This window comes from Nitratidesulfovibrio oxamicus (genome assembly GCF_015731765.1).
Classification (GTDB): Bacteria; Desulfobacterota; Desulfovibrionia; order Desulfovibrionales; family Desulfovibrionaceae; genus Cupidesulfovibrio; species Cupidesulfovibrio oxamicus.
Genome location: NZ_VRYY01000508.1, coordinates 1 through 12,936, shown reverse-complemented (window position 1 = coordinate 12,936; position 12,936 = coordinate 1). Strand labels below are relative to the sequence as shown.

General features: G+C 65.7%; 12 protein-coding genes. 9 read left to right on the top strand and 3 right to left on the bottom strand.

Going from position 1 to position 12,936, the window contains the following annotated elements; all coding sequences use genetic code 11:
* The first annotated feature begins 184 nt into the window (after window positions 1-184).
* Complete coding sequence (gene gpmI, locus FVW20_RS14680) at window positions 185-1,789, top strand: 2,3-bisphosphoglycerate-independent phosphoglycerate mutase (RefSeq protein ID WP_196610197.1); 1,605 nt, start codon at window positions 185-187, stop codon at window positions 1,787-1,789.
* Window positions 1,790-2,068: a hypothetical protein gene (locus tag FVW20_RS14675; RefSeq protein WP_196610195.1), complete on the top strand. Its 279-nt coding sequence runs from the start codon at window positions 1,790-1,792 to the stop codon at window positions 2,066-2,068. It abuts the gene before it with no gap.
* Between the two features lie 441 nt (window positions 2,069-2,509).
* On the opposite strand, the gene FVW20_RS14670 is transcribed toward FVW20_RS14675, so the two are convergent.
* From FVW20_RS14670 to FVW20_RS14660, 3 genes are all read right to left on the bottom strand, one after another.
* A complete protein-coding gene (locus tag FVW20_RS14670) occupies window positions 2,510-2,947 on the bottom strand; it encodes a hypothetical protein (RefSeq protein WP_196610194.1) in 438 nt (145 codons plus the stop codon).
* Window positions 2,948-3,187: 240 nt separating this feature from the next.
* Entirely contained in the window at window positions 3,188-3,586 is a 399-nt protein-coding gene (locus FVW20_RS14665) for a hypothetical protein (protein ID WP_196610193.1), read from the bottom strand.
* Window positions 3,587-4,018: 432 nt separating this feature from the next.
* A complete protein-coding gene (locus FVW20_RS14660) occupies window positions 4,019-4,828 on the bottom strand; it encodes a phosphoribosylformylglycinamidine synthase subunit PurQ (RefSeq protein ID WP_012611583.1) in 810 nt (269 codons plus the stop codon).
* A 495-nt stretch (window positions 4,829-5,323) separates the two neighbouring features.
* On the opposite strand from FVW20_RS14660, the gene pyrG reads away from it, so the two are divergent.
* The 7 genes from pyrG (at window position 5,324) to rpoN (ending at window position 12,857) form a co-directional block, all read left to right on the top strand.
* Entirely contained in the window at window positions 5,324-6,976 is a 1,653-nt protein-coding gene (pyrG, locus tag FVW20_RS14655; RefSeq protein ID WP_196610192.1) for a CTP synthase, read from the top strand.
* A gap of 517 nt (window positions 6,977-7,493) precedes the next feature.
* Complete coding sequence (gene kdsA / locus FVW20_RS14650; RefSeq protein ID WP_196610196.1) at window positions 7,494-8,306, top strand: 3-deoxy-8-phosphooctulonate synthase; 813 nt, start codon at window positions 7,494-7,496, stop codon at window positions 8,304-8,306.
* Window positions 8,296-8,823 (top strand): KdsC family phosphatase, encoded by a 528-nt coding sequence (locus FVW20_RS14645; RefSeq protein ID WP_196610191.1) that lies wholly within the window; start codon window positions 8,296-8,298, stop codon window positions 8,821-8,823. Before kdsA ends, FVW20_RS14645 begins: the two co-directional genes overlap by 11 nt.
* On the top strand, window positions 8,820-9,659 hold the full coding sequence (gene lptC / locus FVW20_RS14640; RefSeq protein ID WP_196610190.1) for an LPS export ABC transporter periplasmic protein LptC: 840 nt from the start codon (window positions 8,820-8,822) through the stop codon (window positions 9,657-9,659). Before FVW20_RS14645 ends, lptC begins: the two co-directional genes overlap by 4 nt.
* Complete coding sequence (locus FVW20_RS14635) at window positions 9,656-10,321, top strand: LptA/OstA family protein (RefSeq protein ID WP_196610189.1); 666 nt, start codon at window positions 9,656-9,658, stop codon at window positions 10,319-10,321. The genes lptC and FVW20_RS14635 overlap by 4 nt, the downstream gene beginning before the upstream one ends.
* Window positions 10,318-11,043 carry an LPS export ABC transporter ATP-binding protein gene (lptB, locus tag FVW20_RS14630; RefSeq protein ID WP_196610188.1) on the top strand — a complete coding sequence of 242 codons (726 nt, stop codon included), beginning with the start codon at window positions 10,318-10,320 and terminating at the stop codon, window positions 11,041-11,043. The genes FVW20_RS14635 and lptB overlap by 4 nt, the downstream gene beginning before the upstream one ends.
* Window positions 11,044-11,423: 380 nt before the next feature.
* Window positions 11,424-12,857 carry an RNA polymerase factor sigma-54 gene (gene rpoN, locus FVW20_RS14625; protein ID WP_196610187.1) on the top strand — a complete coding sequence of 478 codons (1,434 nt, stop codon included), beginning with the start codon at window positions 11,424-11,426 and terminating at the stop codon, window positions 12,855-12,857.
* The last annotated feature ends 79 nt before the right edge of the window (window positions 12,858-12,936 follow it).

The following is a 12,936-nucleotide window of genomic DNA, read 5'->3' as shown; positions in this document are numbered from 1 at the left end:
CTGGCGCCCGCGCCGCCGCCGTCACCACCAAGCGCGCTGCCACCTCGTCCGCCGATGCGGACGCCGAGGAACCCAAGCCCCGCGCACGCACCCGCAAGCCCGCAGCGCCCAAGGCCCCGGAAGGGGACGACCAGTGAGCACGCCGGGGCGGGAAGGGCAACAGGGCCAAAAACAGGGGCAGGGGCTGACGCCTGCGGTACTGCTGATCCTGGACGGCTGGGGCATTGCTCCCGCCGGGCCGGGCAACGCGGTGTCGCTGGCGCGCACCCCCAACCTCGACCGGCTCACGGCGCTGCCCTCGCGCACCACGCTGGCCTGCTCCGGGCGTGACGTGGGCCTGCCCGCCGGGTTCATGGGCAACTCCGAAGTGGGCCACATGAACATCGGCGCGGGCCGGGTGGTCTATCAGGACCTTACCCGCATCGACATGGCCGTGGAAAACGGCGAACTTGGCCGTAACTCCGCGCTGTGCGGCCTGCTGGAATCCCTTGTTGCGTCCGGCGGGCGGCTGCACCTGATGGGCCTGCTTTCCGACGGCGGGGTGCACAGCCACATCCGCCACCTGCGCCCCATTGTCGAGGCGGCCAGATCCCGCAACATTCCCGTACTGATACATGCCTTCCTGGACGGGCGCGACACCTCGCCCACCAGCGGCGCGGGCTACGTGGCCGACCTGGAAGCCATCCTGCGTGACGCGGGCTGGGGGCGCATCGCCACCCTGACCGGTCGCTACTACGCCATGGACCGTGACAAGCGCTACGAGCGCAACGCGCTGGCGTGGACGGCCCTTACTGGTGTGACCGGCGGCAAGGGCACTCTGGTGGAGGCTGGCGCAGGCTCGCTGGCCGAGGCCGTACGCGCGGCCTATGCGGCGGGTGAGACCGACGAGTTCGTCACCCCCCGTGTGGTGACGGAAGACGGCGCGCCCGTGGGCCGGGTGGCCGACGGCGACGGCGTGTTCTTCTTCAATTTCAGGGCGGATCGCGCCCGCCAGCTGACCCGCGCCTTCATCGACCCCTCCTTCGACGGGTTCGACCGCGAGGCGGACGGCGGCAGGCGCCCCGCGCTTTCCGGCTTCGTGACCATGACCGGCTACGACGCCAGCTTCGACGTGCCCGTGGCCTTCGGCAAGGACAACCTGGCCATGACCATCGGCGAGGTGGTGTCGTCCATGGGGCTGCGCCAGTTGCGCATAGCGGAGACGGAAAAGTACGCCCACGTCACCTACTTCCTGAACTGCGGTCGCGAGGAACCTTTCCCCGGCGAGGAACGCCGCCTTGTGGCCTCCCCGCGCGACGTGGCCACCTATGACCTGAAGCCCGCCATGAGCGCGGTGGAGGTCACCGACCTGCTGCTGGAAGAATGGCGACAGGGCGGCTACCACCTTGTGGTCTGCAACCTGGCCAATTGCGACATGGTGGGCCACACCGGCATCATTCCGGCGGCCATTGCCGCCGTGGAAACGGTGGACGCCTGCGTGGGCCGCATCGCGGATGCGGTGCTGGGCGCGGGCGGGCGGCTCATCGTCACCGCCGACCATGGCAACGCGGAAGAACTGCTGGACGGCGCGGGCAACCCGCAAACCGCCCACACCACCAACCGGGTGCACTGCGTGGTGGCGGAACGCGATGCGTCGCAGCCCGACGGCATGCGCGCGCTGCGCCTGCGCGGCGACGGCAGGCTGGGGGACATAGCCCCCACCATCCTTGGCCTGTGGGGCGTGGACAAGCCTGACCTGATGACCGGCGCACCCCTGTTTGAGAACGACGGCGACACGGAGGCGGCATAGATGGCCGGTGACAACAGGAACGGGAACAACGGGCAGGGCGGCAAGAGCCGCAAGCCCCTCAATCCGGTGCGCCCCGACGGGCTGGAAGTGATCTTCTTCTACCCGTGCCCGCACTGCCGCCGCCAGGTGCCGCTGATCAGCCCCACCCAGCCCTCCATGGCACAGTGCGATTCGTGCATGCAGCACTTTCCCATCGTGCCGGTGGACGAGCGCACCGTACGCTTTCTGAAGGTGATGCTGGACAATGGGCGGGCGGCCATTGACCCCGATTTCGCGTAGGGCCTGTTTGTGAATAGTCCTTTCGCCCGTTGGCTTCCGACCCGAAGGGCGCCAAGCGTGCCCGTTAGGCGAGCTTGCGAGCCTTACGGGCATCGTGTGCAACGCGGTCAAACGTCACCCGCCATTGCGTTGCTGTCCTTATCCGTAAGACTCGCGCCGTGCGCTCGCCTAACGGCTAAGGCTCAGTCTAATATGATATGAATACGCTCTGCGGTCGCCATCCGTAAGATTCGCTTCGCTCATCTAACGGCTGCCGCACTCCTTCATGGCAGGCTCGTTTTCCTCGCCAACGAACGAAAATCCTAATTCAGAAACAGCTCCTGACAGTCCTTGCCACGCTTCGGCATAGTGAAGCGGAACCAACGCACAAAGAAAACGTCCCCCGTTCGCGGTTGCGAGCGGGGGACGCACTTTTTGCGAAAATGCCTCTACTGCGCGGGGTTACGCGCTGGCGCGGCAGTGGGCAAAGGCCTCGGAAATGCGTTCCTTCACGTAGAACATGAACTCTTCATCGCCGTCTTCCAGGTTGAAGCAGCGGGCGTCGTTGCCGTTGAGACCGGTGGGAATCCAGTCGCCGCGCTCTTCCGGGTCGGTCAGGGAATCGTCGTGAAAGCACACCGACAGCCAGCGCGCGGCGGGGTCATCGTCGATCACGTCCACCAGCACGGCCAGCGGGCGGGCTGCCCAGCCCGGAAAGGTGCCGCGTAGCGAATGGCTGACGCCGGGTCGGCTGACGAATTCCGCCACCGCACCATCATGGGTGTGCAGGTGATCGCACAGGGCCACGAACACGGGCAGCACGCCCGCGCCGTCTTGTCCGGCGGTCCATTGGGCTATGAAGGCATTCACGGCGGCTTCGGTGGCGGCGTCGGCGTACATGGCGTCTCCGTGGTTGTCGGTTGCGGTGGCCGCGCGGGCCAGGCGTTTGCAAGCGCTTGCTATGCATCCGCGGGGCGGGCCTGTCAACTCGGGCACGGGCGGCAAGGGGGCAGAGCGGGCAATGGGGAGCGGTAAAGAACTACCTGTGCCCCTGTTGAAAGGGCGGCAGGGCTCGGTTGAATGACCCGGCGATGGCGAATTGGTACGGATGGTCGGGATGGATCGGCTGCCTTCGCGGGGCTACGCCTTGTCCGATGCCGGGGCGGGCACGGGGCGCAGGTCGTAGCGGCGGATCTGGGGCAGGGGGTAGAAGCGCAGGGTGCCGTCGGGCAGCAGCACCTGCAGGGTGGACTGCGGAGTGGCGATGCATTCCAGACAGTCCTGGGTCACCGTACCCCCGTCGATGAACGCTATGTCCAGCCGCCAGCGCAGCACAGCGCCCGCCTTGTGTCCGGAAAGCTCGTTCATGGCGCGTATCTCGCGTTCCATCAGGGCGCGCCATGCCGTCTTGACCAGCTTGCGGTTGTCCGGGGTGTCGTGCTCGCGGCACAGGCCCATCTTCAGGTTGTCGGGCGAGGGAACGAAGCCGAGCACCCAGCCGGTGGAGGCGTCGGCGCCGCAGGCATGGCAACGAATCATGGCGTGCGCCTCCTTTGGAATTGCCGGGTCTGTTGGGCTGACGGACCAATTGGAAATGCCGAGCCAAAGGGGATTGGGGAACCTGCCGGAACCGTACGGGCCGGATTGCGCCGAGCCCTCACCCCGCCCCGTCTAGCTGCCTATACCGCCCCGGTCCCGGCTTGAAAAGGTGCCTGGCGCGCGCAACGAAAAGCGCGGGAAGGGGATGCGTGCATTCCCTTCCCGCGTTGCATGCGGATATCTGGCGGCGCCTGCGGACTGTTTCGGACTATTGGCCGCGCAGGTGGCGTACCGCGTTTTCGAACAGCACCGTGCCAAGGGTGGCAGGCTCACCGCGCGACCGTTTCGAACTATTGGCCGCGCAGGTGGCGTACCGCGTTTTCGAACAGCACCGTGCCAAGGGTGGCAGGCTCGCCCCGCGACCGTTTCGAACTATTGGCCGCGCAGGTGGCGTACCGCGTTTTCGAACAGCACCGTGCCAAGGGTGGCAGGCTCACCGCGCGTCCAGCCCGGATGGTTGGTGGGGTGGTTGAAGGCTTCGGGGTGGGGCATCAGGCCCAGGATGCGGCCGGACGGGTCGGTCAGCCCGGCGATGCCCAGCGGAGAGCCGTTGGGGTTCCACGGGTATTCCATGGTCACCGCGCCGGTTTCCGGGTGGGCGTATTGCAGGGTGACCAGGTTCTCGGCCACCAGGCGGCGCATCACCTCGTCGTCCAGCGGCACCAGCTTGCCCTCGCCGTGGCGCACGGGCACGTACAGGGTTTCGATGCCCTTGGTGAACACGCAGGGACTGGCGGGGTTGACCTTCAGGGTCACCCAGCGGTCTTCGTAGCGGGCCGAATCGTTGTGGCCCAGCGACACCTGCCGCTCGAAGTACTTGCCGTCCAGCGCGGGCAACAGACCCAGCTTTACCAGCAGCTGAAAGCCGTTGCAGATGCCGATGGCCAGGCCGCCCCGGGCCACGAATTCCTTCAGGCGGTCCAGCAGGGCCTGCCCGTCGGCGTCGGAAAGGTGCAGCCAACGCTGCGCGGCGGCATGGGCCGCGCCCAGGTCGTCCCCGTCCAGAAAGCCGCCGGGAAAGACGATGAAATTGTAGTCCTCGATCCTGATCCTGCGGGCCACGATGTCGGCGAAATGCGCCACATCGGCCCGGTCTGCGCCGGCAAGGCGGGCCGCGTGGGCCGATTCCTCGTGCGAGTTCGTGCCGTAGCCGGTGATGACCAGCGTGTTCACCTGCGCCATGCGCTGCTCCTCGATGGGTTTCTTGTCTGTCCTGACAGTCTTGACAGGGTGATGTGCCTCGACTAGCTACTCGTCAGCGCTGCGCCGTCCGGTTGTCGCCGGGCATGCCCCATGTGCTCGAGACCTGTGGGGACGCATGCCCGGATGGGGCCTGCCCGTCAAGGACGTTTCCGCGAAAGTGACCGGAAAAGTTTCCGGACGCCTGAACGACACTGCGGAAACGGGGGCCGTGCCCGAACCGTTTCCGCTGTCCTGCGCCCGCTGTTTCAGGCGCTTCGGCAATGCTGCCGTGCGCTGGGGATAGCCGGGACCGTCGATATTACGTTCCAGTGGTACATCACGTCAACGGCTGACCTTCATGCCGAAAATGTGGCATAAGGTCCGGATGGCGTTTTTTTGCGTATCGCGTCAACCGAAGGGCGAGCGCTGTAACGCGCGTGCGGCACGATCCGCGCGCCGCGAGCGAGAGCAACCAGTCACTCAGGCAGGAGTTTCATGAAGACCAAGTTCATATTCATCACCGGGGGCGTGCTGTCCTCGCTCGGCAAGGGGCTGGCCGCCGCCTCCATCGGAGCGCTGCTGAAGGCCCGTGGGCTCAAGGTAACCATCCAGAAGCTCGACCCCTACATCAACGTCGACCCCGGCACGATGAATCCGTTCCAGCACGGCGAAGTGTATGTCACCGATGACGGCGCGGAAACCGACCTCGACCTCGGGCATTACGAGCGGTACCTCGGCGAGTCGCTGTCGCAGAAGAACAACTACACCTCGGGGTCCATCTACCACCGCGTCATCACCAAGGAACGCCGGGGCGACTACCTGGGCGGCACCGTGCAGGTCATCCCGCACGTGACCGACGAGATCAAGAACGCCATCCTCGGCCTGGCCGAGGACGAGCCCGACGTGGCGCTGATCGAAATCGGCGGCACCGTGGGCGACATCGAGGGACTGCCCTTCCTCGAAGCCATCCGCCAACTGCGCGGCGACCTCGGCAAGGACCACTGCCTGTACGTCCACCTGACGCTGGTGCCCTACCTGAAGGCCGCGGGCGAGCACAAGACCAAGCCCACCCAGCACAGCGTCAAGGAACTGCGCTCCATCGGCATCCAGCCCGACATCATCCTGTGCCGTTGCGAAAAGGCCATCAGCGCAGAGCTCAAGCGCAAGATCGCCCTGTTCTGCGACGTGGACCAGGACGCCGTGTTCTCGTCGGTGGACGTGGACAACATTTACGAGGTGCCGCTGCGCTTCTACGAGGAAGGCTTCGACCAGAAGATCGCCATCATGCTGCGCCTGCCCGCCAAGAACGCCAACCTGGAGTCGTGGGAGACGCTGATCCACACCTGCTCGCACCCGGAAGGGCAGGTGACCATCGGCATCGTGGGCAAGTACGTGGACCTCAAGGAAGCGTACAAGAGCCTGCACGAGGCGCTGATCCACGGTGGCGTGGCCAACAAGGTCAAGGTGAACCTGCGCTACGTGAACTCGGAAGAGATCACCGAGGCCAACGTGGCCGAAAAGCTGGCCGGGTGCGACGGCATCCTGGTGCCGGGCGGCTTCGGGCATCGCGGCGTGGAAGGCAAGATCCGCTCCATCCGCCACGCGCGCGAGCACAAGATTCCCTTCTTCGGCATCTGCCTTGGCATGCAGTGCGCGGTCATCGAATACGCCCGCAACGTGCTGGGCCTGGCCGACGCCAACTCCGAAGAATTCAACGAGCTTACCGACAACAAGGTCATCTACCTGATGACCGAGTGGTACGACTTCCGCAAGGGCGCGGTGGAACGCCGCGACGCCTCCAGCGACAAGGGCGGCACGCTGCGCCTTGGCGCGTACCCCTGCGTGGTGGTGCCCGGCACCAAGGCGTGGGACGCCTACGGCGCCGAGCGCGTGGACGAGCGTCATCGTCACCGCTTCGAATTCAACAAGGCCTACTTCGAGGCCATGGCCGAAAAGGGCCTGGTGTTCAGCGGCCTTTCGCCCGACGGAGAACTGGTGGAAATCGTGGAACTGCCCGACCATCCGTGGTTCCTGGGCTGCCAGTTCCACCCCGAGTTCAAGTCCAACCCCATGCGCCCGCACCCCTTGTTCCGCGAATTCATCAAGGCGGCCAAGAAGGAAGCCGTGGGCGGCAAAAAGGGCAAGTAGCGCGCCGTCGGCCGTACATCACGGATATGAGGCGACGCGCCTTCCCCGGTGGAAGGCGCGTCGCCGTCTGCGGGGGGGGGCGCGGTTGCCTCGTGCGGGTTTCGCGTGCATCGTCCGTTCCCGCATGCACCTGCCCTTGCAGCTGTTCTTTCGCGCACTCTTGACGCGGCGGCAATCCGTCGCATTGTTAAGGGTCTGACTCTTGCGGGGCGCGGCTGCCTTGGGCGGCCTTTCGCCGGAACTGCCGTCATCTTTCGCCGGAGCATAGGCAGCCCGATGTGGCGAAAGGTGCCGACTGATGGTAAAAGCGTCCGGCGGGGCAGGAGAACACGACGTTTCCGGCCTGCCCGGCCAGCCGTTACCCGGTATATTTCCGAAGCGCACCGCCCGCGCGCACCCCATGCGGCCACATTTGCCGCATCCGGTCAGGCAGGCCGGTCCGCCGCGCCCTCATCCGCCACGGAGAACCATGCATCCCGAATCATCCAGCACCACCTTGGCTACCGCCTCCGGCGGCATGACGCCGGACGCCCTGTACGAGCGCCTGCGCGCGCGCCGGTTCATTTTCGCCGGGCCGTGCGCCCTTGAAAGCCTGGAACTGGCCCTGGATACCGCCCACGCCGTGCGCGAGGCGGCCGAGGCCGCCGGGCTGTTCGCCGTGTTCAAGAGTTCGTGGGACAAGGCCAACCGCACGTCGCTGGACGGCTTTCGCGGCCCCGGCCTTGCGCGCGGCATGGAATGGCTGGCCCGCATCAAGCAGGAAACCGGCCTGCCCGTGGTCACCGACATTCACGAGCCGGAACAGGCGAAACCCGTGGCCGAAGTGGCCGATGTGCTCCAGATTCCCGCCTTCCTGTGCCGCCAGACCAGTCTGCTGCTGGCCGCGGCGCAGACGGGCCGGGTGGTCAACGTCAAGAAGGGCCAGTTCGTGGCCCCGTGGGACATGGCCCCCGCGCTGGACAAGCTGCGCTCCACCGGCAACAGCCGCATTCTCCTGACGGAGCGCGGGGCCAGCTTCGGCTACAACAATCTGGTGGTGGATTTTCGTTCGCTGCCCATCATGCAGGGCTATGGCGTGCCGGTGGTGTTCGACGCCACCCACTCCGTGCAACTGCCCGGCGGCAAGGGCTCCTCGTCCGGCGGCGACCGCCGCTTCGTGCCCATGCTGTCCCGCGCAGCCGTGGCCGCCGGTGTGGACGGAGTGTTCCTGGAAACCCACCCCGACCCGGATCATGCCCTGTGCGACGGCCCCAACAGCTGGCCGCTGGACAAGCTGGCCCCGCTGCTGCGCGACTTCGCCGCCCTCTGGAGCCTGCCGTATGCGAGCTGAAGACCTGGCCCGCTCCATCTCGCTGCTGGTGCTGGACGTGGACGGAGTGATGACCGACGGCGGCCTGTACTACGATGATGAAGGGCGGGTGACCAAGCGCTTCAACGTGCAGGACGGCCTGGGCATCAAGCTGGCGCAGGCCGCGGGAATCGCCGTGGCGGTGATCACCGGGCTGACCTCCGGCGCGGTGGAAGCGCGCATCCGCAGCCTGGGCATCCAGGACTACCACGCGGGCTTCCTGCACAAGTCGGAGTGTATCGACGGTATTCGCCGCAAGCACAACCTTGAATGGTCGCAGGTGGCCTACCTTGGTGACGACTGGGTGGACTTCGGCCCGCTGAAGCTGGTGGGCCTGCCCATGGCCGTGGCCAATGCCCAGCCCGAGGTCAAGGCCCTGGCCCGCTATGTGACCACCGCCAGCGGTGGCCATGGCGCCGTGCGCGAGGCCATCCGCTTTCTGCTGGCCGAACAGGGCCTGCTGGACCGCATGCTGGAAAGCTGGCCGGAGCAGGCATGAGACGCCGTACGCTGTTGATCCTGCTGCTGGTTGCGCTGGTTGTCGGCGGTGCCGCCGCATGGCGTTGGCAGGCAGGGATGCGCCAGGCGCTGGAAACGGCCATTTCCGGTGGCCATGCTGACCCCGCCACGCTGGAAGAGGCCGTGGGCGTGGCCATGAAGGGCATCGAACTGGTGCAGGGCGAAAAGGGCATCGAGCTGTGGCGGCTGAAGGCCACCTGGGCCCAACTGCGCCAGAGCAACAACGTCATCGACGTGGACAGCCCCGACATTGTCTATCAGATGGACGGCGGCAAGCAGGTGCGCATTTTGGCAAAGAAGGGCGAAGTGCAGCAAGAGGCCCAGATGGTGAGCATGTGGGACGACGTGCATGCCACCCATGACCGCCACGAACTGTTCGCCAGGCTGATGGTCTACAACGGCACCAGCCGCATCATGTATTTTCCGGAAGGGGCGCGCATTGAGGGGCAGAGCCTTTCGGGCAACGCCACCCGGCTGGAATGGGACATGGCCAGTGACGTGCTGCGCGGCAGCGACGGCGTGACCATGCTGCTCACCCCGCGTGCGGGCGACGGTGGCGGCCAGCCCGTGCCGGGCAATGTGGCGGCCCCCAAGCCGGCCCCGCAGGACGCCGATTCCCAGAAGAAAGCCGTGCAGAAAGCCCCGGCCAAAAAGTCGCCCGAAAAGAAATCATCCGACCAGAAGGCATCGGGCCAGAAGGCATCGGGCCAGAAGGCATCGGGCCAGAAGGCTTCGGGCCAGAAGGCCCCGACGGCCAAGGCTGTGCAGCAGGGCGCGGGCGCTTCCAAGTCAACCAAGCAGGAGACGAGGCAATGAGACATACCGGCATCCGCTCCGCGCTGTGCGTGGCGCTGCTGTTGACCTTTTCCGCCCCCGCCGTGGCGGCGGACGCCAAGTCGGCCGCCGGGGTGCGCCGCGACGTGCCCACCGCCGTCAAGTCCGACCGCATGCAGTACGACGCCAAGGGCCAGGTGGTGATCTTCGAGGGTGACGTGTACGTCCAGCGGCCCGACTTCGAGATGTGGGCCGAAAAGATTACCCTGTACCTGCGCAAGAAGGCGGCCAAACCCGGCAAGGCCGTGGCGGGGCAGGGGGCTGATGCGCCTGCCCCGGCTGGCCCGGGCGCCATGGACGCCGGTGAAATCGACCGCATGGTGGCCGAGCGCAAGGTGCGCATGAAGCGCGACAACCGCACCGGCGAATGCGAAAAGGCCACCTACACCGTGGACAACGCCGTGCTGGTCATGGAGGGCAACCCCGTGCTGCACGAAGGTGAAAACAACATCAAGGGCGACGTCATCACCTTCTACACCCGGGAAAACCGCAGCGAAGTGCGCGGCACCTCCACCAAGCGGGTGCAGGCGGTGTTCACCTCGTCCGGCGACGTGAACCCCCTTGGCGAATCCAGGGACAACGGCAAGGGCAACGGCAAGGACGCCGCCACGGGCGATGCCGCCCCCAAGGGGGCTGCCCAGTGAGTTCGGTGTTGCGCGGAGAAGACCTGCACAAGCAGTTCGGCCAGCGCGAAGTCGTGCGCGGCGTGTCGCTGACGGTGAGCCAGGGCGAGACCGTGGGCCTGCTTGGCCCCAACGGCGCGGGCAAGACCACCACGTTCTACATGCTCATCGGCATCATCAAGCCGACATCGGGCCGGGTAGAACTGGATGGCCGCGACATCGCCGACTGGCCCCTGCACGAACGGGCGCGGGTGGGGCTGAGCTACCTGCCGCAGGAAAGCTCCATCTTTCGCCGCCTTACCGTACGCCAGAACCTTCAGATGATTCTTGAGCACACCGGGCTTTCCAAGGCGCAGCAGAAGGAACGCGGCGACATGCTGCTGGAAGACTTCGGCATCACCCACCTGGCCAATTCCGTGGCCATGCATCTTTCCGGCGGCGAACGGCGACGGTTGGAGATTGCCCGGTCCATGATCCGCGATCCCAAGTTCATCCTGCTGGACGAGCCGTTCGCGGGCATCGACCCGCTGGCCGTGGACGACATCCAGCAGCTCATCACCGGCCTGCGCAACAGAGGCATCGGGGTGCTCATATCCGACCACAACGTGCGCGAAACCCTGCACATCTGTGACCGGGCCTACCTGGTGCATCAGGGCGAGGTGATTCTGGAGGGCACCCCCGCGCACATCGTGGACAACCCGCGCGCGCGGGACGTGTATCTGGGCGAAGGTTTTTCGCTGTAGTCCGGGCCATTGCTTTCTGCCCGTTGTGGCCGCATCGCCATGTGCGGCGGCAACGCGTCCATGTTCACGGCGCCTTTCGCACTGCGGGGGGCGCCGTATCCGTTGTGGCCGCCGTCCCTTTTCGGGGCCGGAGGCAGGGAGGGCGGAAGGCTTCCGGGAGTGTCGCGGCGTATTGGCGACAGCGGTTGCATACTTCTTGCTTCTATGGCATGGTTTACCTAACCTCTTGGGGAAGGGAACACATTTTCACAGTGGGCCGTTTCTTGCTTGTCGTCGCACCCCGTGTTGCGTCGTCATGTCGTTTGGCCCCAACGCAAGGATACAAGGCCACAGCGCAAGGCCGTCCGGTCACGACGCAGGGTCATAGGGGTTGTCCACGCATGGCATTGGAACTCAGGCAGCAGCTCAAGCTCACCCAGCAATTGGTGATGACGCCGCAACTGCAACAGGCCATCCGGCTGTTGCAGCTTTCGCGGCTGGAGCTTGTCGAGACGGTGCAGCAGGAGATGCTGGAAAACCCGTTTCTGGAAGAAGCCCAGGACGAGGGGCCGCAGGTCGAGACTCCCGACCCGCGCGAAGCCGCCACCGCAGCTGCCGACGTAGCCTATGACCGTGAAATCGCTCGTGATGCCGACTGGGAAGACTACCTTGGCGACTTCGCCAGCACCAGCCGCCAGTCCACGGTGCGCGAAACGGAACTGCCCGAGGAAATGACCTCGTTCGAGGCGCGCTACGCCGCAAAGCCCTCGTTGGAAGGGCACCTGATGTGGCAGTTGCGCCTGTCCTCGCTGACCGAGCGCCAGAAGGACATCGGCGAGGTGATCATCGGCAACATCGCATCGTCGGGCTACCTGCACGCCACGGTGGACGACATCGCCGAAATGGCGGGCGTGACCCCCGGCGAGGTGGAGTCCGTGCTGCACGCCGTGCAGCGTTTCGACCCGGTGGGGGTGTCCGCGCGCACGGCGCAGGAATGCCTGCTGGTGCAGATAGAGATGCTGGGCTACACGCGCGACAAGGTGCTGGTGGAACTGGTGCGCGACCACCTGGAAGACCTGGAGAAACGCCGCTACAAGCCGCTGTTGCGCAAGTTTCGCCTGACCATGGAGGACCTGAAGGAGTACCTGGACCTCATCCAGACCCTGGACCCCATGCCCGGCGCCAGCTACGGCGGCGGCGATCCGCAGTTCGTCAGCCCCGATGTGTACGTCTACAAGTACGACGACGATTTCATCATCATGCTCAACGAGGACGGCCTGCCGCACCTGCAACTGAGCACCATGTACGAACGGTCCGCCGCGGCGGCTGCGTCAGCGGGCGAGCGCGAATATTTTCAGGAAAAGATGCGCTCTGCCTCGTGGCTCATCAAGAGCCTGTACCAGCGCCAGCGCACGCTGTACAAGGTTGTGGAATCCATCGTCAAGTACCAGCGCGGCTTTTTCGAGGACGGCGTTTCGCGTCTGAAGCCGCTCATCCTGAAGGACATCGCCGACGACATCGGCATGCACGAATCCACCGTCAGCCGTATCACCACCAGCAAGTACGTGGCCACGCCGCACGGCATCATGGAGTTGAAGTTCTTCTTCAACAGTGCGCTGGAACTGGACGACGGCAGCCAGGTGGGTTCCGAGAGCGTCAAGGCGCTGATCAAGAAGCTGATTGCCGACGAAGACCCGCGCGAGCCGCTGAGCGACGAGCGGATAGGTGAAATTCTGAAGGATCAGCTCAAAGTCAATATTGCCCGCAGGACCGTTGCGAAGTATCGTACTGCCATGGACATTCCCTCCTCGTCCAAGCGGAAGGAACTGTTCTGACGGCAAAAGCCCGGCGCCGCACCCGGCGCAGGGCGCCATCCGTCTCCGGCGGCGCACCCGGCAGCAGCACCCGGCGTGC

What these genes read in the sequence shown, in the direction of transcription:
- FVW20_RS14675 (WP_196610195.1), top strand. Translation starts at nt 1,790, where the DNA reads ATGGCCGGTGACAACAGGAACGGGAACAACGGGCAGGGCGGCAAGAGC.
- FVW20_RS14670 (WP_196610194.1), bottom strand. Translation starts at nt 2,947, where the DNA reads ATGTACGCCGACGCCGCCACCGAAGCCGCCGTGAATGCCTTCATAGCC.
- FVW20_RS14665 (WP_196610193.1), bottom strand. Translation starts at nt 3,586, where the DNA reads ATGATTCGTTGCCATGCCTGCGGCGCCGACGCCTCCACCGGCTGGGTG.
- FVW20_RS14660 (WP_012611583.1), bottom strand. Translation starts at nt 4,828, where the DNA reads ATGGCGCAGGTGAACACGCTGGTCATCACCGGCTACGGCACGAACTCG.
- pyrG (WP_196610192.1), top strand. Translation starts at nt 5,324, where the DNA reads ATGAAGACCAAGTTCATATTCATCACCGGGGGCGTGCTGTCCTCGCTC.
- kdsA (WP_196610196.1), top strand. Translation starts at nt 7,494, where the DNA reads ATGACGCCGGACGCCCTGTACGAGCGCCTGCGCGCGCGCCGGTTCATT.
- FVW20_RS14645 (WP_196610191.1), top strand. Translation starts at nt 8,296, where the DNA reads ATGCGAGCTGAAGACCTGGCCCGCTCCATCTCGCTGCTGGTGCTGGAC.
- lptC (WP_196610190.1), top strand. Translation starts at nt 8,820, where the DNA reads ATGAGACGCCGTACGCTGTTGATCCTGCTGCTGGTTGCGCTGGTTGTC.
- FVW20_RS14635 (WP_196610189.1), top strand. Translation starts at nt 9,656, where the DNA reads ATGAGACATACCGGCATCCGCTCCGCGCTGTGCGTGGCGCTGCTGTTG.
- rpoN (WP_196610187.1), top strand. Translation starts at nt 11,424, where the DNA reads ATGGCATTGGAACTCAGGCAGCAGCTCAAGCTCACCCAGCAATTGGTG.